Here is a 20,085-nt window from a genome sequence, read left to right on the forward strand (position 1 = left end):
CCATTGTGCCAAGTCGATCGGGTTCGAGCATCGTGCAGGTCGATCCGGTTCGGGGATGTCAGAACCCTCCGCTACGCTCGGGTTCAGTGAGCATCGCGACCCCTTTCGGACCCCAACCGGGTACGTCGGCGGCCGAACACCTCTCGCCGTCGTTCCCCGAGCGGGCGGCATGGGGCACCGCCTCGAAGCTCCGCGCCTGGCAGGCCGAAGCGCTCGAGCAATATCTCGAAGAACTGCCCCGTGACTTCCTCGCCGCAGCGACGCCCGGCGCCGGCAAGACGACCTTCGCCCTCAGGCTGGCGGCCGAGTTGCGTTCGCGACGAATCATCGACCGCATCACCGTGGTGGCTCCCACCGACCACCTGAAGCGTCAATGGGCCGATGCCGCTGCGCGCGCCGGCATCCGGCTCGACCCCGACTTCCGCAACGCGCATGGTCGCAGTTCGCGGCACTATCACGGCGTGGCCGTCACCTACGCGCAGGTCGCAATGCGGCCAGGGTTGCACCGCGACGTGACACTCTCGGGCAAGACGCTCGTCATTCTCGACGAAGTGCACCACGGCGGCGATGCACTCTCGTGGGGTGACGCGATCCGCGAGGCGTTCGACCGCGCAGAGAAGCGGCTCTCGCTGACCGGCACGCCGTTCCGCTCCGACACCGCGCCCATCCCGTTCGTGCAGTACGAGCCCGACGCCCAGGGCGTGCGGCTCTCGAAGTCCGACTACAACTACGGGTACGGCCGGGCCCTCGCCGACGGTGTCGTGCGACCGGTGCTCTTCATGGTCTACGCGGGCCACATGCGCTGGCGCACGAAGGCCGGCGACGAGATGGAGGCCAAGCTCGGCGAAGACAACACGAAAGACATCACCTCGTCCGCGTGGCGCACGGCGCTCGAGCCGAGCGGCGAGTGGATTCCCGCGGTGCTCGCGGCCGCCGATCGACGCCTCACCGAGGTGCGGCACGGCATCCCCGACGCGGGCGGGCTCGTCATCGCCACCGACCAGACGGTCGCCCGCGCCTACGCTCAGATCCTCGAACAGATCTGCGGCGAGAAGGTCACCATCGTGCTCTCCGACGAAAAGGAGGCGAGCGCCCGCATCGAGGAGTTCTCGGCGAGCGCGACGCGGTGGATGGTTGCTGTGCGCATGGTCTCCGAGGGCGTCGACGTGCCACGACTCGCCGTCGGCGTCTATGCCACGAGCGCGTCGACGCCGCTCTTCTTCGCCCAGGCGATCGGCCGCTTCGTGCGAGCCCGGCGCCGCGGCGAGACGGCCTCGGTGTTCCTGCCGAACGTGCCGGGCCTCATGGCACTCGCCGCCCAGCTCGAGCTCGAACGCGATCACGCGCTCGACCGGCGGGGTGGCGAGAGCGACGACGACGGGCTCGACGACAGCCTGCTCGAGTCGGCCAATCGCGAGGAGCGCGCCTCCGAAGAGATGGAGAGCGGCACCTGGGAGGCGATCGGTTCGGATGCCTCGTTCGATCGCGTGCTCTACGACGGCACCGAGTTCGGCACGCTCGCCGAGCCCGGCAGCGACGAGGAGTTCGACTTCATCGGGATTCCCGGCATCCTCGAGCCCGAGCAGGTCTCCGAACTGCTGCGCCATCGGCAGGCGCGGCAGGCACGTCGGTCCAGTGAGCGACGCAAGCACGTGGTTGCCGACGAGAACCCCGAACCGGTCGCGCTCTTCCGCACGTTGAAAGAGCAGCGGTCGCTGCTCAACAGTCTCGTCGGGCTCTGGGCGCGGCACACCGGCGAGGCGCACTCGCAGGTGCACGCCGAGCTGCGCCGCGTGTGCGGCGGGCCGGCCGTCGCGCAAGCCACCGTGACGCAGTTGCAGGCGCGCATCGAATTCCTCCGCAAGCGGCTCGGCAGTCGCTGACGGGCGCACCGTGCCGACATCCTGAGCGGGGCTAGCATTTCGGTATGGAACGTCGCTCTCGCGTGCTCATCGTGGCCATCGTGGTCTCGTTCATCGCGTTCCTCGACGGCGCCGTCATCAACGTCGCGCTGCCGGCGATCGAGGCGGAGCTCGGCGGCGGGCTCGCGCTGCAGCAGTGGGCGGTCGACGCCTACCTGCTCACCCTCGGGTCGCTGATCCTCCTCGCGGGCTCGCTCTCCGACTCGTTCGGGCGGCTCCGCATCATCCGCGTCGGACTCTACGGTTTCGCCGCCACCTCGGTGCTCTGCGCCGTCGCACCCGATGGCGTCGTCTTCGTCATCGCCCGGGCCCTGCAGGGGGCGGCCGGCGCGCTGCTCGTGCCGAGCTCGCTCGCGCTCATCATCGCGACGTTCGCGCAGTCGGAGCAGGGCAAGGCGATCGGTCGTTGGACCGCGTGGACGACTGTCGCATTCCTGATCGGGCCGCTCTTCGGCGGCGCGCTCGTCGACTTGCTCTCGTGGCGTCTCGTGTTCTGGATCAACCTGCTGCCGATCGCCTTCGCGCTCGTGATCATGCATGCGCTCGGCCGCGACGAACCGAACCCCGACAAGGAGCGCATCGACTGGCTGGGTGCAGGCCTCGGCGTCGTGGGACTCGGCGGCACCGTCTTCGCGCTGATCGAGCAGGGCCGGTTCGGGTGGGCATCGCCCGTCGTCTTCGTGCCGCTCGTCGTCGGCATCGTCGCGCTCATCGTCTTCCTCTGGTGGGAGCGCCGCGCTGCGCAGCCGATGCTGCCGCTGCGCCTGTTCGCGGCGCGAAATTTCGCGGCGGGCAACCTCGCCACGCTCTTCATCTATGCGGCCTTCTCGCTCGGCCCGTTCGCGATCACGATCTTCCTGCAGGAGTACGCCGGGTTCCCCGCAACCCTCGCCGGACTCGCCACCCTGCCGCCGACCGTCATGCTCGTCTTCCTCGGCTCGTGGTTCGGTTCGCTGTCGTCACGCTTCGGGCCGCGCATCTTCATGACCGTCGGGCCGATCATCGTCGCGGTGGGCTATCTGATGACACTCGCCGTGACCCCCGAGGTCGAGTACTGGAGCCAGTTCCTGCCGGGCATCATCGTCACGGGGCTCGGCATGGCGATGACGGTCGCCCCGCTGACCGCGGCGATCCTCGGTGCCGTCGACCCCGCCCGCGCCGGCATCGGATCGGCCGTGAACAATGCCGTGGCGCGCATCGCCGGGCTCGTGGCGATCGCGTCGATCGGGGTCATCATTGGCACGCAGCTCGACGTCGACGGCTACCACCGGGTCGCGCTCGCGACGGCTGCGGTGCTCGTGATCGGCGGCATCGTGTCGTGGATCGGCATCCGCAATCCTCAACCCGAGCCTGCGCCAGTCGAGCAGGAGCCGGCACGAGACTGAACTCGGGCACGCGGCCGTTCGAACGTCAGTTCACGCGCGCCTGCGCTGCCCATGCCCTCGTCGACAGCACGATCGAGCCGTCGAACTCCCGGGGCAACCGCTCGCGCAGGCGTTCCCGCAGCGCCGTCCGATGCGGCTCGTCGAGCGTCGCGAGATACGACGGCGCGGGTCCCTGGCCGGCCAGAAACGGGCTCCAGTACTCGTCGAAGTCGGTGAACCGGGCCGGGACGTCGATCGCCTCGACCACGGCTTCGTCGCCAGTGGCTCGCGAAAAGAGCTCGGCGAGGGGCGCCGGACTGCAGAGTGGGAATCGCACGGCTTCGTCGAGAGCAGCGGCATCCGGATCGAGCTCGGTCGCTGCCTGCCAGAACTCGTGGATCACCTGCATTCCGTCACCGTAGTCCCAGACGTAGGCGGCGAGGCGGCCGCCCGGGGCCGTGACGCGCACCATCTCGGCGAGGGCGGCGGCCGCATCGGGCACGAAGTTCAGCACCAGGCCGGAGACGACGGCGTCGACCGAGGCATCCTCCAGCTGAAGATGCTCGGCGTCGCCCTGCCGCAGCACGACCGCCTCGCCGAGCCGCACCCGCGCGGTCGCGAGGAAGCCCGCCGACGGGTCGATGCCGAGCACCGATATCGGGGCGCATCGGTCGACGATCGCGGCGGAGAGCGCGCCGGTACCGCACCCGACGTCGAGCCAGCGGATGCCGAGGGGCGCGTCGAGCATGGTCAGGAACCGCGCCGCGATCGGACGACTCCATCGCCCGATGTAGCGCTCGTACGCGTCACCCTGCTCCCAGCGGTCATCGACCACCCTCACGTTCTACGCCTCGGCCGTCTCGGCCGCAACACGCGCGTGTCGAATCGCGTCGCCGTCGCGTCGGTCGCGTCAGCGTCGCTCAGTGCTCAGTGCTCCTCGATCAGCTCGCGCTCGGCGAACTCGTTCGGCGCGCTGTCGAGACAGTCGAGTTCGGCCGCACGGTCGAGCGCCGACATGAGGTCGTCGGTGAGGTCGTCGATGTGCTCGAGGCCGATCGCGAGGCGCACGATGCCCGCGCCGGGCTTGGCCTCACCCGCCACCGGTCGGTGGGTGAGCGAGGCCGGATGCTGCACGAGGGAGTCCACCCCGCCGAGCGAGACGGCATGGGTTATCAGCTCGCACGACTCGGTGAAGCGCGCCGCAGCTGCATACCCGCCGGCGAGCTCGATCGCGATGATGGAACCGGCGCCCTCGAGCTGCCGGCCGAGCAGTCCGCTCGGATCCTGACCAGGCAGGCCCGGATACCGCACGTGCGCCACCGCGGGATGCGTGAGCAGCCGCTCGGCGAGCAGCGCCGCCGTCGCCTGCTGGGCGCGTACCCGCAGGGGGAGTGTGCGGAGGCCCCGGTGCAGCAGGTACGCCGCCATCGGATGCAGCAGGCCGCCGGTGAGCGCGCGCACCTGGCGCAAGCGCTCCACCCAGGCCTGGTCGCCGGCGACGACGCCGCCCATGACATCGCCGTGGCCGCCGAGGTACTTCGTCGCGCTGTGCAGCACGAGGGTCGCGCCGTGCTCGACCGGGCGTTGCAGCACGGGAGTGGCGAAGGTGTTGTCGACGAGCAGGGGCACGTCGCCCGCGGCATCCGCGACCGCCCTGATGTCGACGAGCTCGAGCGTCGGGTTCGCCGGCGTCTCGACGACGACGAGACCGGTCTCGGGGCGCACCGCCGCGGCGATGCCGGCCGTGTCCGTCCACGTGACCTCGGTGCCGAGCAGTCCGCTCGCCAGCACGTGGTCGGTTCCGCCGTACAGCGGTCGAACCGCAACGACGTGCGGCCGGCCGGCAGAGGCTGTTGCGATCAGCGTCGCGGCGAGCGCCGCCATTCCGCTCGCGAAGGCGACGGCGCCCTCGGTGCCTTCGAGGCCGGCGAGCGACTCCTCGAAGCGGGCCACGCCCGGCTGCCAGAGCCGCTGGTACACCGCCGATCGACCGTCGCCGAGGTCGTGACCGGTCGCGAGCTCTTCATACGAGGCGCCGCCGCTCTCGACGTCGCCGAGCGGGTTCGTGGTCGAGAAGTCGATGACGGGCACATGGGATCCGCTCTCTCGAACGCCCGCCATGCCACCATGCACGGCGCGGGTCTCGAGGTGCGACGACGATGTCTGCATAGCTCGAATCAAGCAGAATCTGTGAGTATCGGCAACCCGGCCCGAAGCATCCGTAGGATACGCTTGAAACCGCGAATCTTCTGCAATCTCGACTCCTGAGGAGACCACCTGTGGCGCAGAAACCAGAACTCGATCGAGTCGACCGAGCGCTCCTGCAGGCCCTGTCGACCAACGCGCGCGCCTCGGGCGCCGCTCTCGCCGCAGAGGTCGGGGTCGCGGAATCCACGGTATCGCTCCGGCTCCGGCGGCTGCAGACCCTCGGCACGGTGCGGGGCTACCGGGTCGACGTCGATCTCGCCTCGCTCGGCGTCTCGCTGCAGGCGCTCATCGCGATCCGCCTCGTCAAGCACGATCGCAGTGAGATCGATGCGTTCCGGCAGGCGGTTCCGCACCTGCCCGGCGTCATCGGGGTCTTCCACATGGCGGGAGCGGAAGACTACCTGATCCACGTCGCCGCCAGAGACGCCGAAGAGCTGCGCGAGTTCGTGCTCGCCTACCTCACGGGGCACCCGGCTGTGGCGCACACCGAGACGAACCTCATCTTCGAGCACGTCGACGGCGACGGCTGGAACCGGCTGGTCAGCTGACCGCTCGCCTCGCCGCAGCGCCTCGCGGTTCGGCTCTCCGAAATCCTGCCAATCACGGCGAACGGCGGCTTCACGCCCGACTCGGCCGATATCGTGACTGTCGGCCGTGCGAACGGCCGCATGCGATGGCGCGGGTGAGAATGGCCGGCGCCACCGACACCCGCCGTGGAACGGGAGCACGATGAGCGACGAGCAGTCAGCGGGTACGTCCGCCGACCGGTCCCGATGGCGACGGTATCTCGCCGATGAACGGGCCGAGGCCGCCGTCTACCGTGAGCTCGCTGCACGGCGAGAGGGTGAGGAACGCGAGATCCTGCTCGCGCTCGCGGCCGCAGAGGGGCGCCACGAAGCGCACTGGCTCGCGCTGCTGGGCGGCGACGACAACGGCGTGCCGCGCGCCGATGTGCGCACCCGGTTGCTCGGCGCGCTCGCCCGCCGGTTCGGGTCGATCTTCGTGCTCGCACTCGCGCAACGTGCCGAGGCTCGCTCGCCGTACGCGACCGATCCCGATGCGACGGCTGCGATGGCGGCCGATGAGCGCATCCACGGCGAGGTCGTTCGCGGGCTCGCGTCACGGGGACGTCGCCGGCTCGCCGGCACGTTCCGCGCGGCCGTCTTCGGCGCCAACGACGGGCTCGTCTCGAACCTCGCGCTCGTGCTCGGCATCGGGGCGACGGGTGTGCCCGCCGCGGTCGTACTTTTCACCGGTATCGCCGGCCTGCTCGCGGGCGCGCTGTCGATGGGGGCGGGGGAGTACGTCTCGGTTCGGTCGCAGCGTGAACTGCTCGAGGCATCCGCCCCCGACCCGACCGCTCGCGACGCGCTGCCCGACCTCGACATCGACGCGAATGAGCTCGCGCTCGTCTATCGAGCACGCGGCATGAACGAGCGCGATGCCATCGCGCACGCCGCGCTCGTCGTCGCTCGCGTGCATGCTGCCGAGCAGGCGCAGACGCCCACCGATGCGCTGAACGTCATCGAGCACGACGACGAAGCCGTCGGCACCGGTCTGTCTGCCGCGATCTCGAGCTTCTGCTTCTTCGCGTCGGGCGCACTCATCCCGGTGCTGCCGTACCTCTTCGGTCTGACCGGTCTCGCGGCGATCATCACGGCAACCGTGCTCGTCAGCATCGCCCTGCTCGCGACCGGTGCGATCGTCGGGCTCCTGTCAGGTGCCTCGCCGCTGAAGCGGGCCATGCGGCAGCTCGGCATCGGCCTCGGAGCCGCGGCGGTCACGTACCTGCTCGGCCTCGCCTTCGGCACCACCATCGTCTAGGAGAGCCTCATGTCACCACGCGTCGCCCTGATCACGGGGGCCGGTCGCCGAAACGGCATCGCCTGGTCGATCGCGACGTCACTCGCCGCCGACGGATGGGACATCGCCTTCAGTCATCTCGGCGAGTACGACCGGCGGATGTCGCTGGGCGGCGATCCCGATCGCGACCCGGCCGCTCTCGAGGCCGAACTCCACGCGATCGGTGGACGCGCGCTCGGCATCGACGCCGATCTCGCCGACCCCGAGGTGCCCGGGCGGCTCATCGATCGGGCGTCGGCCGAGCTCGGTCCGGTCGGAGCACTCGTGCTCTCGCACGCCGAGAGCGTGGACTCCGGCATCCTCGACACCAGCGTGGAGAGCTTCGACCGGCATTTCGCGGTCAACACCCGAGCAGCCTGGCTGCTGTTGCGTGCATTCGCCGAGCAGGTGCCGGCCGGTGGCGGGCGCATCGTCGCGCTGACGAGCGACCACGTCGTGGGCAACGTGCCGTATGGCGCGAGCAAGGGCGCGCTCGATCGAATCGTCATCGCAGCTGCTCGCGAGCTGGCACCGCACGGCATCACGGCGAACCTGGTGAACCCCGGGCCGGTCGACACGGGCTGGATGGACGACGCCACGCGGGCGGCGCTCACGTCCGCCCAACCGAGCGGGCGGCTCGGCACTCCCGACGACGCGGCACGACTCGTGCGGTTCCTGGTCTCCCATGAGGCCCGCTGGGTGACGGGCCAGTTGATCATGAGCGACGGCGGCTTCTCGATCTGATGTGATCTGCTCGCGGTCGGCTGCGAGAGTACCCGATCGGCGGTGGAGGCCCCGATCTGCATCGCACGAGGGTACCCCGGCACGCATCGGGTCCTCGTGCGCGTCGGCTCGTCAGCCGGCGGGTGCCGTCACGAAGTCGATGAGTTCTTCGACCCGGCCGAGCAGCGCCGGCTCGAGGTCGCCGTAGCCGCGCACGCGGCCGAGGATGTGCTGCCAGGCGCGCGCGATGTCGGCCTGCTCGGCGTGCGGCCAGCCGAAGGCGTCGCAGACACCGTGCTTCCACTCGGTGCCTCTCGGAATCACGGGCCAGGCCGTCTTGCCGAGACGGGCGGGCTTCACGCCCTGCCAGATGTCGATGAACGGATGCCCCACGACGAGCACGTTCGACGAGTGCGGCCCCCGCATGACGGCGTCGGCGATGCGCTGCTCCTTCGAGCCCGGCACGAGGTGGTCGACCAGAACGCCCGCCTTGCGCCCGGGGCCGGGCTTGAAGTCGGCGAGCACCTCGGCGAGCACATCGACGCCCTGGAGGTATTCGACGACGACGCCTTCGATGCGGAGGTCGGCACCCCACACCTTCTCGACCAGCTCGGCGTCGTGACGGCCCTCGACGAAGATGCGGCTCGGCAGGGCGACCCGCGCAGGCGCCGACTCCACGGCGAACGAGCCCGAAGCCGTGCGCAGCCGGCCGACGGGCGCCTTCGGTTTCGGCGCGACGAGCTGCACGGCCCGGCCGTCGATGAGAAACCCGTAGCCGAGCGGGAACATGCGTTTACCGCCGAACCGGTCTTCGAGCGTCACGATGCCCTTCGCGACGCCGACGATCGCGCCGCAGAAGCCGTCGTCGAGCTCGACGACGAGCTCGCGCTCGGCCTCGACGGTGGGAATCACCGTGCGGCCGCGCGCCTTCCAATCGCCGGCGAGCACGTCGCCGCCGTAGCGGTCTTGGGGGTCGAGGCGAGGTTCGTCGCGGGGCGTCACGGGCACCGGTCGAGGCTAACGGAAGTCGCGCGATCGGTGCGGCGCCGACACGGTGAGCGGCTCGAATCGATCGGCGACGAGGTTGGTGACACCCTCACGCGAGCGTTCGAGCATGCCGCGCACGATCATGGCCGGCGCCTCACGCGCGATGCGGCGATACCGGTTCCACACCCCGACGCCGGCGATGACGTTCAGCGTGCCCGACTCGTCTTCGAGGTTCAGGAAGGTGATACCGCTCGCCGTCGCCGGACGCTGACGATGGGTGACCACCCCGCCCACCTCGATGCGGCGGCCCGACTCCGCCTGCTGCAGGCGGTCGATGCGGATGGCCCCGCGATCGTCGAGCCGCTCGCGGAGATGCCTGATGGGGTGGTCGTCGGGGGAGATGCCCGTGGCCCAGAGGTCGTAGACCACCTGCTCGGCCGGGCTCAGCATCGGCAGCAGGGGAGGCTGCACGACCACGACCGAGCCCGCGAGGTACTCTTCACGGTCGGTCGCCGCCTCACCGGCGAGCCAGAGCGCCTCGCGCCGCTCGAGCCCGAACCCGTCGAAGGCGCCGGCCGCGGCGAGCGCCTCGAGCTGGGTCGCATCGAGTGCCGCCCGCCGTGAGACGTCGGCCATGTCGCGATACGGGCCGTGAGCCTCGCGTTCGGCGACGATGCGCTCGGCGACGGCCCGGCCGATGGAGGTGACGTCGGCGAGGCCGAGTCGAACCACGAAGGCACTGTCACGGCGATGCTCGGCGCCGCGGTCGGGTTCGCGGCGATCGAAGCCGGAGGCGATCGGCGGCTGCAGGGCGTCGGTGCACGCATCGAGTCCGGTCGGTGCGCGGCATCCGTCACCGACCTCGCGATCACCGACGGATCCCGCGGCGGCATCGTTCGCCTCGAGCCCGGCGTGCACGCCAGACCGCAGGATGTCGGGGCGCACCACCTCGACCCCGTGCCGACGCGCATCGGCGGTGAGCGTCTGCGGCGAGTAGAACCCCATCGGCTGGGCACGCAGGAGGGCGGCGAGGAACGCCGCCGGATAGTGCAGCTTCAGCCACGAGCTCGCGTACACGAGCAACCCGAAGCTCAGGGCATGACTCTCGGCGAAGCCGAAGTTCGCGAACGCCTCGATCTTCGCGTAGATCGAATCGGCGACTTCGCCCTCGATGCCGTTCTCGGCCATGCCCGCGTAGAGCTTCGCCTTCAGCCGCTCGATCTTCTCGACCCCGCGCTTGGAGCCCATGGCACGACGCAGCTGGTCGGCGTCGGCGGCGTCGCAATTGCCGACCGCCACCGCCATCTGCATGAGCTGCTCCTGGAAGAGCGGCACCCCCAGCGTGCGTTCGAGCACCGGTTCGAGCTTGGGATGCAGGTAGCTGACGGCCTCTTCGCCCGTGCGCCGCCGGATGTACGGGTGCACCGCACCGCCCTGCACCGGTCCGGGCCGGATGAGGGCGATCTCGACGACGAGATCGTAGAAGCAGCGGGGCTTGAGCCGGGGGAGCGTGCCCATCTGCGCCCGGCTCTCGACCTGGAATACCCCGATCGAGTCGGCTCGGCAGAGCATGTCGTAGACCGCCTGCTCCTCTTTCGGCAGTGTCTGCAGCTCCCACACCTCGCCCGTCGACTCGCGGATGAGGTCGAAGGTGTACTGCAGGGCGGCGAGCATGCCGAGACCGAGCAGATCGAACTTCACGAGGCCCATCCAGGCGCAGTCGTCTTTGTCCCACTGCACCACGGTGCGGTGCTCTTTGCGGGCGTGCTCGATCGGCACCACCTCGCCGACCGGGCGATCGGTCAGTACCATGCCGCCCGAGTGGATGCCGAGGTGTCGCGGGAAGCCGAGCACCTGCTCGGCGAGCTCGACGACGGAAGCGGGGATGTCGTGGTCGTCGGTCTCGACCACGGCGCCCCAGCGTTCGACCTGCCGCGACCAGGCGTCTTGCTGGCCGGTGGAGTAGCCGAGCGCCTTCGCCATGTCGCGCACCGCGACCTTCGGCCGATAGCTGATGACGTTCGCGACCTGCGCGGCGTTCTGCCGGCCGTACTTGTCGTAGACGTACTGGATGATCTCTTCGCGCCGATCGGAGTCGAAGTCGACGTCGATGTCGGGCTCCTCATCGCGGAGCGCCGAGAGGAAGCGTTCGAACGGCAGTCCGTACCCGATCGAGTCGACCGCCGTGATGCGCAGCGCGTAGCAGACGGCGGAGTTCGCCGCCGAGCCTCGCCCCTGGCACAGGATGCCGCGTCGCCGCGCCTCGGCGACGATGTCGTGCACGATGAGGAAATAACCCGAGAAGTCCTTCAGCTCGATGACGTCGAGTTCGCGCTCGAGGCGTTCACGCACGTGCGCGGGCACGCCGGGGTAGAGCTCTGCTGCGCCCTGCCAGACGAGCACCCGCAGCCAGCTCATCGGGGTGTGCCCCTCTGGGACCTCTTGCCGGGGCAGCTTCGGACGGGCACTGCGCAGGGTGAACCCGAGCTCTTCGGCGAGCGTCACGGAACGGGCCACCGCACCCGGGTAGCGGGCGAACCGGCGGTCCATCTCGGCCCCGCTGCGCAGGTGCAGCTGATCGGAGGCCGGCAGCCAGCCATCGAGGTCGTCGAGGCTGCGGCGCGCCCGCACAGCGGCGAGGGCCGCGGCGAGCCGATGCTCGGGCGGCGTCGCGTAGTGCACGGCGTTCGTCGCGAGGAGCGGTAACCCGGCGCGTTCGGCGAGCCCGGCGAGGGTGTCGTTCGCCTGCTGGTCGAACGGATGCCCGTGGTCGAAGAGCTCGACGACGACGTTGTCGCGGCCGAAGAGCGCGGTGAGGCGGTCGAGCTCGCGCGCCGCGGCATCCGCCCCGCCCTCGGCGAGCGCACGGCGCACGGCGCCCTTGCGGCACCCGGTCGGCACGACCCACTCGCCGGCCGCTCGCTCGGCGAGCTCTTCGAGCGAGTAGACGGGGCGCCCCTTCTCGCCGCCGGCGAGCTGCCCCGCGGTGATGGCCCCGGCGAGCCGGTGGTAGCCGGCTTCACGCCGGGCGAGCACGAGCAGGTGCTCGCCCTCTGGGTCGGCGAAGCCGTTCTGCGGGCCGCTCAGGCCGAGCGAGAGCTCGGCGCCGAACACGGTCGTGAGCTCGGGAAAGCTCTCGGCCGCTTCAGCGAAGTGCACGATGCCGTAGAAGCCGTCGTGATCGGTGACGGCGAGCCCGGAGAGACCCAGCCGGTGCGCCTCTTCGACGAGCTGCTCGGGCGACGATGCGCCGTCGAGGAAGCTGAAGTTCGAGTGCGCGTGCAACTCGGCATAGGGCACGATCGGCCCGGCCGGGGCTTCGAGATCACCGGCCGGTCGATACGGATGCCGCTTGCGGCTCCATGCCGGACTGTCGCCGCCGTCGCCGAGCAGCTTGGGTGCGCCCGGCCGGCGCGCATCGGAGAGCTTGCGCTCGAGCTCCGACCACGGGATGCCGGGATTGTTCCACCCCATCAGCCACCGCCCATCGAGTCAGCCAGTTCGTTCCACACGCCGTTCGTTCGGCACGATCGGTGCGCGCTCAGTCGTATCTCGCCTCGGCCCACCAGCCCTCGTCGTCGCGCACGAGAAGCCACGCGCAACCGTCGTCGTCGACGATCTGGAAGCGGTGCACGCGCTTGGCGTGCTCGGCGTCCCACCAGCGTTCGACGACGGGCCATGGTCCCGCCCAGGCCCGCACGGGGGCGGCAACGCCACCGGCGAGCGCGAATCGTTCGGGGTTCGCCGAGATCGCCCCCCGCGCATCGATCGTGACGATCGCGCCTCCGGCGTCGAGCAGCCCGATCGGCAGTCGCTCGCGGAACACGCTCGCGGGAGCGAGCGTGGGCAGGCTACCGGGCCAGGGCGCCGCCGTGTCGCCCCGCTCTGGCGCCCGATCGCCCCAGGGCACGAGCACCTGACGCTCGGCCAGCATGCGGCCGCCGCCGATCGCGGCGGTCACGACCGCATCATGGCCGAGCATGCTCTGCACCCGGGTGAGGCCGTGATGCACGCGCTCGTCGGGACCGCCGCCCCAGAGCCCCTCTTCGTGGTTGCCGGTCGAGTCGATGCGTTCGGGCACGATGCGCAGCCGTGTGATGGGCGAGGTGAGCGCGCTGTCGGCGGTGCCGGCGCCCTGCAGCTGCCAGCGCACCCGGTCGACGACATCGGCGGGCGTGAACCAGCGCGGGTGCAGCCAGCTGCGGCTGGAATGACCGCCCGACTCGTCGTCGATCTCGATGCGGATGCCCGTGCACACGAGCCGCTTCGCCCGCATGCGCTCGATGAATTCGTCGGCCCGAACGCGGAACGCGAAGGCGAGCTGGTCGATGCGGTCGAGCGGCGGCTCGAACTCCTGCGAGACCTCGAACTCGGGCGGCGGCGTGCGGGCGAGCACCCTGGCCTGCTCGCGGCCGGTGGCACGATCGTGGGCGAACGCGCCCGCCGCACCGAATCGGCGCCGCACGTCGGCTTCGGGGAGGGCGGCGAACTCGCCGAGGGTTCGCACCCCGAGTCGATTCAACAGGGTCGAGGTGCGAGCATCGACGACGAGCCCCACGGGCAACGGTGCGATGAATGCTGCGGATGCTCCTGGCGCGACGATGCCCACCGGTGGCTCGCCGGCAGCGCCGGCCGCCCTGGCCGCCTGCTCGGCCGCGAAGGGGCCATCGGCCACCCCGACCCGTGCGCCGGCCACCCCGAGCCCCGCGACGGTGTCGAGCAGCGCCCGCGCCGCGGCATCCTCACCGCCGTAGTAGCGAGCGGGGCCGCGGGCCCGCATGGCGAGCGTGCCGGGGCGGATGAGCTGCACGCCCGGCACCGTCTCTTCGACCCGCCGCACCACGGGTTCGAACACGCGCACGTCGAGCGAGGCGTCGTAGTCGAGCAGGATGAGCCCGGGGGAGCGGTACTGCGCCTCGCGGAGCTTCACGCCGCGCACGACGCCGTCGCGGCGCGCCGCCGCCGAACAGGCGAAGACCTGGCCGCCCTGGATGAGGGCCACGGGGAGGGTCGCGTCGATGCCGGCTTCTCGGCAGGCGGCGAACACCGGCCAGTCGGGGCACCAGAGCACGATCGTGCGAGTGGGGTCGATGATCATCAGACGGCCCGCCGTTCGTACTCGTCGAGACGCACGGGCGCTGGAGGCGCAGCATCGACGGCCTCGACGGCGAGCGACCGCCCCGGAAGCTGGAGCCGGGAGCGGGCGCGCCGGCCGAACTCCCCGCGCCCGCCCGCCGAGACGACGACGTCGCGGTCGCTGAGATGCCCGTGCCCGAGCTCGAGGCCGTGCCACTCGCTCGCCTCGACGCCGAGGCTCGCGTCGCTGCCCGGCCATTCGCCGGCGACGAGCAGCACCGTGCCGCGTTGCCGGAGCCGGGCGGTCAGTCGCGAGGTCTCTGCGGGGGCGACACCGCCGACCGGTCGCACGGCGACCACGGGAATGACGTCGGCCAGCGCGGCGACCACCGTGAGCCACTGCCGCCCCGGGTCGGGCACGAGCACGAGCCGCTCGAGGTCGATGCCGAAGCGTGCCGCCGCCTCGACGCCGAACTCGGGCATGCCGACCACGGCCGACCAGCGCCCGCTCGCCGAGGGGCCGGCCATGAGGGCCATGAGCAGGGTCGTCGAGCCCTCGACGGAGACGACGGTGCCCTCGCGAAGGCTGCCGCCCGGCAGCACCCGTTCGAAGGCCGGATGCGTCGGAACGAGCTTCGAATCGAGCCGCGTCGCCTGCATCCCGCGGATGCGGGCCTGAAGCTCCTCGACGCGCGAGGGCCCATCGGCCGGGGCGAGGGGAGCGGTCATGGTCACCCTCACAGTTTCGAACACATGTTCGAATACGGCAAGTCGACCGAGCCGACTGTCCCGGCGAGCGCGAGAACAACCCGGAAATGCGAAAAGGCCGGATCAGAATTGATCCGGCCTTCTCGACACAAGCGTGCGCGAGGGGGGACTTGAACCCCCACGCCCGTTAGGGCACTAGCACCTCAAGCTAGCGCGTCTGCCATTTCCGCCACCCGCGCTCGTGTCAGGCCCTTCCGATTCCTCGGTGGCCCGAGAGAAGACATTAGCACGGTTTCCGGGGCGCTTTCGACACGGTGGCCATCGGCGGATGCCCCGGCTAGCGTGAGGGGCATGGCCCCGTCTCTCCCCGACATCACCCCTGCCGCCGAGCTCGACGAGACGGCGACCGTCGCACGGGACCTCATCCGCTTCGACACCTCGAACTACGGTGGCGGCACGGCCAACGGCGAACGCGAGGCCGCCGAATACGTCGAGGCGCGACTCGCAGCACTCGGGCTCGCGCCGCAGCTCTTCGAGCCCGAACCACGGCGCACGAGCGTCGTCGCGCGCGTGCCCGGCCGCGACTCCTCCAAGCCCGCGCTCGTCGTGCACGGACACCTCGACGTGGTGCCAGCAGACGCCCGCAACTGGAGCGTCGATCCGTTCGCCGGCGAGGTGCGCGACGGCATGCTCTGGGGCCGCGGCGCCGTCGACATGAAAGACATGGACGCGATGATGCTGACCGCCCTCGGCGACATCATCGGTTCGGGCTCCCAACCGGCACGCGACCTCGTCGTGGCCTTCTTCGCCGACGAGGAGGCCGGCGGCGGCCTCGGCTCCGGATGGCTCGTCGATCACCACCCCGAGCTCTTCGCAGGGGCGACCGAAGCGATCAGCGAAGTCGGCGGCTACTCCATCACGGTCGGCGGTCGTCGCGCCTACCTGCTGCAGACCGGCGAGAAGTCGCTGCTCTGGATCAGGCTCGTCGCACGGGGGGTGGCCGCGCACGGTTCCCGGCTCATACGCGACAACGCGATCACGAAGCTCGCCGAGGCGGTGGCGACCCTCGGGCGCACCGAGTGGCCGATCCGCCTCACCGACACCACCCGCGAGCTGCTCGGCGAGATCGCGGGCGTGCTCGGCGTCGACCCCGAGCAGGTCTCGCCCGACGAGCTGGCCCTCGCCACCGGCTCGGCCTCGGGGTTCATCACCGCCACCCTGCGCACGACGTCGAACCCCACCCTGCTGACCGCGGGCTACAAGCACAACGTCATCCCCGACCGGGCCGAGGCGCTCATCGACATCCGCACGCTGCCCGGCGAAGAGGACGCCGTTCTCGCCGAGGTGAAGGCGCTCATCGGCGACGACGTCGACATCGAGATCGTGCACCGCGACGTCGGGCTCGAGTCGGCGACATCCGGCACCCTGGTCGATGCGGTCAAGCGTTCGCTCGAAGTGCACGATCCCGGTGTGCCGGTCTTCCCCTACCTGCTCTCGGGCGGCACCGACAACAAGGCGCTCAGCAGGCTCGGCATCGCCGGCTACGGCTTCGCCCCGCTGAAACTGCCAGAGGGCTTGGACTTCCCGGCGATGTTCCACGGGGTGGACGAACGGGTGCCGCTGGACGCATTAGTCTTCGGGAGGCAGGTCCTCCGCGACCTCCTCCTCGACTACTGACCGAACCCATTCCTCCGACTTCCGCGGAGGCGGAAGGCGGATGCACCACGTGATCGAAGCGCTCATCCTCGGCCTCGTGCAGGGGCTCACCGAGTTCCTGCCCATCTCCTCGAGCGCGCACCTGCGCATCCTGGGGGAGTTCCTGCCGGGTGCGCAGGACCCGGGTGCGGCCTTCACCGCGATCACGCAGCTCGGCACCGAGGCGGCAGTCGTGGTGTTCTTCTGGCGAGACATCGTGCGCATCGTCTCGCACTGGTTCGGCTCGTTCACCGGGCGGGTTCCGCGAAACGACCCCGATGCGCGCATGGGCTGGCTCATCATCATCGGCTCGGTGCCGATCGTGGTGCTCGGCATCCTGTTCCAGGACGAGATCGAGACGAGCTTGCGCTCGCTCTGGATCGTCGCGACGATGCTCGTCGTGTTCGGCCTGATCCTGGGCCTTGCCGATTGGGCCGGTGCCAAGCGTCGCAAGCTCGACGACCTCACCGTGCCGCACGGGCTCTACTTCGGCCTCGCCCAGTCGCTCGCCCTCGTGCCGGGCGTCTCGCGCTCGGGCGGCACGATCACCATCGGGCTCTTCCTCGGCTACGAGCGCGCTGCGGCCGCTCGCTACGCGTTCCTGCTGGCGATCCCTGCGGTCTTCGGCAGCGGGTTCTTCCAGCTCGTCAAGAGCTGGGGCGAGCCTGCGGTGTACGGCCCGATCGAGACCGCGGCGGCGACGCTCGTCGCGTTCGTCGTCGCCATCCTCGTGATCGCGTTCTTCATGAGCTACATCTCGAAGCGCAGCTTCCTGCCGTTCGTGATCTACCGCGTGCTGCTCGGCATCACGATCTTCGTGCTGCTCGGCACGGGCGTGCTCGACGCCTGAGCCCGCGTGAGCGGCCCGGCGAACGGACCGGGTGAGCGTTGCGTCAGGGCGTCGGGCGCCCGTCGGCACGTCCCTCGGGGCCGTCGCCGCGCCGGCGCAGGTACCGCTCGAACTCCTGCGCTATCGCCTCGCCACTCGCCTCTGGAGCATCCACCGCGTCGCGTGCCTGCTCGAGCTGCGTGATGTAGCCCGCCATCTCGTCGTCGTCGGAGGCGAGGGCGTCGACGCCGGCCTCCCAGGCCTTTGCATCGATCTCGAGCGTGCCGCGGGGGATCGAGAGGCCGGTGAGCTCTTCGACCTTGCCGAGCAGCGCGAGCACGGCCTTGGGCGAGGGCGCGTTGTGCACGTAGTGCGGCACCGAGGCCCAGAGCGACACCGTGGGGATGCCCACTCGCTCGGCCTGATCGGCGATGACGCTGAGGATTCCGACCGGCCCCTCGTAGCTCGAACGCTCGACGCCGAGCGCCGAACGCACCTCGGGGTTCTCGCTCGAGGCGAAGACCGAGAGCGGCCGGGTGTGCGGCGCATCGGCGAGCATCGCGCCGAGCAGCACGATGCCCTCGATGTCGGCGGCGAGGGCGGCATCGATGAGCTCGGCGGCGAACCCTTTCCAGCTGCGGGCCGGCTCAGCGCCGATCAGCACGTGCAGCGTGTCGGCGCCCGGGCCTGTGACCCGCTCGTCGTCGTCGACGTCGGCTTCGCCGCCGGGACCCATGATCGCCGCACCCGGCCACTCGAGCCTGCGGGTGCCGTCATCGCCGACCACGATCGTCGGCCTGGTGAACTGGTAGTCGAAGTAGAGCTCGGGATCGACCGCTGCGACCTCGACGAGGCCGAGGCGCTCGACGAGCAGCTTCGCTGCCCCGGTCGCCGCCTCTCCGGCGTCGTTCCATCCCTCGAATGCGACGACGAGCAGCCTTCCGCCCTCGAAACCGGCCGGCTGATTCACTCCTGGTGCCCCGCTTCCCGCCCCGGATCTCCGGGTTCACCTCCACAATAGGCCGTGCCCGTAGACTTGCCGGTTGTGACCACTCGCCTCCCCGCCGCAGTCCTCTGGGACATGGACGGCACCCTCGTCGACACCGAACGCTACTGGATGGCTGCCGAAGAGGAGCTCATCGAGTCCTTCGGCGGCTCCTGGACCCATGAAGACGCGCTCGAGCTCGTCGGCAGCGGACTCTGGGAAGGGGCGGCCTTCTTCCAGGCCAAGGGAGTGGATCTCGATCTCGACACGATCGTGCAGCGCCTGACCGAGCGGGTGCGCGAGCAGCTTCGCGAGCACGGCGTTCCGTGGCGGCCCGGTGCCCGCGAGCTGCTGCTGGCGCTTCGCGAGGCATCCGTGCCCACCGCGCTCGTGACCATGTCGTTGCGCTCGATGGCCGACGACGTCGTCTCGGCGATTCCGTTCGAGGCGTTCGACGTGATCGTGACGGGCGACAGCGTCGAGAACGCGAAGCCCCACCCCGAGCCGTACCTCTTGGCCGCGGCCCTGCTCGACGTCGACATCGCCGAGTGCGTGGCGATCGAGGACTCGCCCCCCGGACTCGCCTCGGCCTTCGCGTCGGGTGCGGTCACGATCGCGGTGCCCAACATCCTCGCGCTCGACGACGAGCCGTCCAGCGCGCACTGGCCGACCCTCGACGGCGCGACCGTCGCAGATGTCGCCGCGCTGCTCAACGAGCGCGAGGCTACGGCATGAGCGCGAGCCGTGGAGAGCAGAGCGGCCCGTTCCGGGTCGGCGACCGAGTGCAGCTGACCGGACCCAAGGGCCGCCTGCACACGATCACCCTGCAGCCGGGCGAGCACTTCCACTCGCACAAGGGCCTGATCGCCCACGATGATCTCATCGGACTGCCCGACGGCTCGGTCGTGGCCAACCAGGTGGGCATCGAGTACCTCGCGCTGCGCCCCCTGCTCACCGACTTCGTGATGTCGATGCCGCGCGGTGCCGCGATCGTCTACCCGAAGGACGCCGCCCAGATCCTCGCGCAGGCCGACATCTTCCCGGGTGCCCGGGTCGTCGAGGCGGGCGTCGGCTCAGGGGCGCTCTCGTTGTGGCTTCTCAGGGCCATCGGAGCTGCAGGCCACCTCTTCTCCTTCGAGCGACGTGACGACTTCGCGAGCGTCGCCCGGGGCAACGTGGCGACCTTCCATGGTGCAGATCCCGAGAACTGGTCGATCACACTCGGCGATCTCGCCGAGGTGCTGCCCGATACCGTCGAGGCGGCTTCGGTCGACCGCGTCGTGCTCGACATGCTGGCGCCCTGGGAATGCCTCGAGTCCGTCTCGGCAGCGCTCAAGCCCGGCGGCGTGCTGCTCTGCTACATCGCGACCGCGACGCAGCTCTCCCGGGTCGCCGAGGCGATCAGGGCCACGGGGGAGTACACCGAACCGCAGTCGTCCGAGACGATGGTGCGCGGCTGGCACGTGCAGGGCCTCGCCGTGCGCCCCGACCACCGCATGATCGCGCACACCGGTTTTCTGATCACTGCGCGTCGACTCGCCCCGAACACCGTGCTGCCCGAACTGAAGCGTCGCCCCTCGAAGACCGAGTTCAGCGACGAAGACGTCGAAGCCTGGACGCCGGGCGCGCTCGGCGAGCGTTCCGTCAGCGACAAGAGCCTGCGCAAGCGAGTCAGGCAGGCGGATGCCGCGGCCACACGGTCGCGCGCCGACGACACCGAACCGGCCGACCCAGCCGGGTAGGCTT

At 70.4% G+C, this 20,085-nt stretch carries 16 protein-coding genes and 1 tRNA gene; 9 read left to right on the forward strand and 8 right to left on the reverse strand.

The genetic code is table 11. The annotated features are described in order from the left end of the window. Window positions 1-92 precede the first annotated feature (92 nt). Together H521_RS0105880 and H521_RS0105885 are read left to right on the forward strand one after the other, a co-directional pair. Entirely contained in the window at window positions 93-1,883 is a 1,791-nt protein-coding gene (locus H521_RS0105880; RefSeq protein ID WP_026481956.1) for a DEAD/DEAH box helicase, read from the forward strand. A gap of 44 nt (window positions 1,884-1,927) precedes the next feature. Then, complete coding sequence (locus tag H521_RS0105885; RefSeq protein WP_026481957.1) at window positions 1,928-3,307, forward strand: MFS transporter; 1,380 nt, start codon at window positions 1,928-1,930, stop codon at window positions 3,305-3,307. A 25-nt stretch (window positions 3,308-3,332) separates the two neighbouring features. On the opposite strand, the gene H521_RS0105890 is transcribed toward H521_RS0105885, so the two are convergent. Continuing rightward, window positions 3,333-4,127, reverse strand: coding sequence for a class I SAM-dependent methyltransferase (locus H521_RS0105890; RefSeq protein WP_211215480.1), 795 nt, complete (start codon window positions 4,125-4,127; stop codon window positions 3,333-3,335). An 86-nt stretch (window positions 4,128-4,213) separates the two neighbouring features. After that, window positions 4,214-5,455 carry a trans-sulfuration enzyme family protein gene (locus H521_RS21710; RefSeq protein ID WP_022892102.1) on the reverse strand — a complete coding sequence of 414 codons (1,242 nt, stop codon included), beginning with the start codon at window positions 5,453-5,455 and terminating at the stop codon, window positions 4,214-4,216. Between the two features lie 110 nt (window positions 5,456-5,565). Between H521_RS21710 and H521_RS0105900 the strand changes: the two genes are divergently transcribed. From H521_RS0105900 to H521_RS0105910, 3 genes are all read left to right on the forward strand, one after another. Continuing rightward, a complete protein-coding gene (locus H521_RS0105900; RefSeq protein WP_022892103.1) occupies window positions 5,566-6,042 on the forward strand; it encodes an Lrp/AsnC family transcriptional regulator in 477 nt (158 codons plus the stop codon). A 181-nt stretch (window positions 6,043-6,223) separates the two neighbouring features. Beyond that, complete coding sequence (locus H521_RS0105905; RefSeq protein WP_022892104.1) at window positions 6,224-7,318, forward strand: VIT1/CCC1 transporter family protein; 1,095 nt, start codon at window positions 6,224-6,226, stop codon at window positions 7,316-7,318. Window positions 7,319-7,327: 9 nt separating this feature from the next. Continuing rightward, complete coding sequence (locus tag H521_RS0105910; protein WP_022892105.1) at window positions 7,328-8,080, forward strand: SDR family oxidoreductase; 753 nt, start codon at window positions 7,328-7,330, stop codon at window positions 8,078-8,080. A 111-nt stretch (window positions 8,081-8,191) separates the two neighbouring features. On the opposite strand, the gene H521_RS0105915 is transcribed toward H521_RS0105910, so the two are convergent. From H521_RS0105915 to H521_RS0105935, 5 genes are all read right to left on the reverse strand, one after another. Then, window positions 8,192-9,067, reverse strand: a complete 876-nt coding sequence (locus H521_RS0105915) for a DUF3097 domain-containing protein (protein ID WP_022892106.1) — start codon at window positions 9,065-9,067, stop codon at window positions 8,192-8,194. Window positions 9,068-9,076: 9 nt separating this feature from the next. Next, entirely contained in the window at window positions 9,077-12,520 is a 3,444-nt protein-coding gene (locus H521_RS0105920) for an error-prone DNA polymerase (protein ID WP_022892107.1), read from the reverse strand. Between the two features lie 67 nt (window positions 12,521-12,587). Then, entirely contained in the window at window positions 12,588-14,144 is a 1,557-nt protein-coding gene (locus H521_RS0105925; protein WP_022892108.1) for a DNA polymerase Y family protein, read from the reverse strand. Continuing rightward, window positions 14,144-14,851, reverse strand: a complete 708-nt coding sequence (locus H521_RS21715; protein WP_022892109.1) for a hypothetical protein — start codon at window positions 14,849-14,851, stop codon at window positions 14,144-14,146. Before H521_RS21715 ends, H521_RS0105925 begins: the two co-directional genes overlap by 1 nt. Window positions 14,852-14,985: 134 nt before the next feature. Then, window positions 14,986-15,069: transfer RNA gene (locus tag H521_RS0105935), tRNA-Leu, on the reverse strand. A gap of 112 nt (window positions 15,070-15,181) precedes the next feature. Here H521_RS0105935 and H521_RS0105940 point away from each other — a divergent pair. After that, complete coding sequence (locus tag H521_RS0105940; RefSeq protein WP_022892110.1) at window positions 15,182-16,507, forward strand: M20/M25/M40 family metallo-hydrolase; 1,326 nt, start codon at window positions 15,182-15,184, stop codon at window positions 16,505-16,507. Between the two features lie 40 nt (window positions 16,508-16,547). Continuing rightward, window positions 16,548-17,375, forward strand: coding sequence for an undecaprenyl-diphosphate phosphatase (locus tag H521_RS0105945; protein WP_022892111.1), 828 nt, complete (start codon window positions 16,548-16,550; stop codon window positions 17,373-17,375). Between the two features lie 43 nt (window positions 17,376-17,418). Here H521_RS0105945 and H521_RS0105950 read toward each other — a convergent pair whose 3' ends face one another. Continuing rightward, on the reverse strand, window positions 17,419-18,324 hold the full coding sequence (locus tag H521_RS0105950; protein ID WP_022892112.1) for a PAC2 family protein: 906 nt from the start codon (window positions 18,322-18,324) through the stop codon (window positions 17,419-17,421). 75 nt (window positions 18,325-18,399) lie between these two features. Between H521_RS0105950 and H521_RS0105955 the strand changes: the two genes are divergently transcribed. Beyond that, on the forward strand, window positions 18,400-19,074 hold the full coding sequence (locus tag H521_RS0105955; RefSeq protein WP_022892113.1) for an HAD family hydrolase: 675 nt from the start codon (window positions 18,400-18,402) through the stop codon (window positions 19,072-19,074). Next, a complete protein-coding gene (locus H521_RS0105960) occupies window positions 19,071-20,081 on the forward strand; it encodes a tRNA (adenine-N1)-methyltransferase (protein ID WP_022892114.1) in 1,011 nt (336 codons plus the stop codon). Before H521_RS0105955 ends, H521_RS0105960 begins: the two co-directional genes overlap by 4 nt. Window positions 20,082-20,085: the final 4 nt, after the last annotated feature.

The organism is Agromyces subbeticus DSM 16689, assembly GCF_000421565.1.
Classification (GTDB): Bacteria; Actinomycetota; Actinomycetes; order Actinomycetales; family Microbacteriaceae; genus Agromyces; species Agromyces subbeticus.

Bases quoted from the DNA above. Each gene is read 5' to 3' on its own strand.
- H521_RS0105960 (WP_022892114.1), top strand. From the start codon at position 19,071: ATGAGCGCGAGCCGTGGAGAGCAGAGCGGCCCGTTCCGGGTCGGCGAC.
- H521_RS0105925 (WP_022892108.1), bottom strand. From the start codon at position 14,144: ATGATCATCGACCCCACTCGCACGATCGTGCTCTGGTGCCCCGACTGG.
- H521_RS0105920 (WP_022892107.1), bottom strand. From the start codon at position 12,520: ATGGGGTGGAACAATCCCGGCATCCCGTGGTCGGAGCTCGAGCGCAAG.
- H521_RS0105905 (WP_022892104.1), top strand. From the start codon at position 6,224: ATGAGCGACGAGCAGTCAGCGGGTACGTCCGCCGACCGGTCCCGATGG.
- H521_RS0105910 (WP_022892105.1), top strand. From the start codon at position 7,328: ATGTCACCACGCGTCGCCCTGATCACGGGGGCCGGTCGCCGAAACGGC.
- H521_RS0105940 (WP_022892110.1), top strand. From the start codon at position 15,182: ATGGCCCCGTCTCTCCCCGACATCACCCCTGCCGCCGAGCTCGACGAG.
- H521_RS0105885 (WP_026481957.1), top strand. From the start codon at position 1,928: ATGGAACGTCGCTCTCGCGTGCTCATCGTGGCCATCGTGGTCTCGTTC.
- H521_RS21710 (WP_022892102.1), bottom strand. From the start codon at position 5,455: ATGCAGACATCGTCGTCGCACCTCGAGACCCGCGCCGTGCATGGTGGC.
- H521_RS0105945 (WP_022892111.1), top strand. From the start codon at position 16,548: ATGCACCACGTGATCGAAGCGCTCATCCTCGGCCTCGTGCAGGGGCTC.
- H521_RS21715 (WP_022892109.1), bottom strand. From the start codon at position 14,851: ATGACCGCTCCCCTCGCCCCGGCCGATGGGCCCTCGCGCGTCGAGGAG.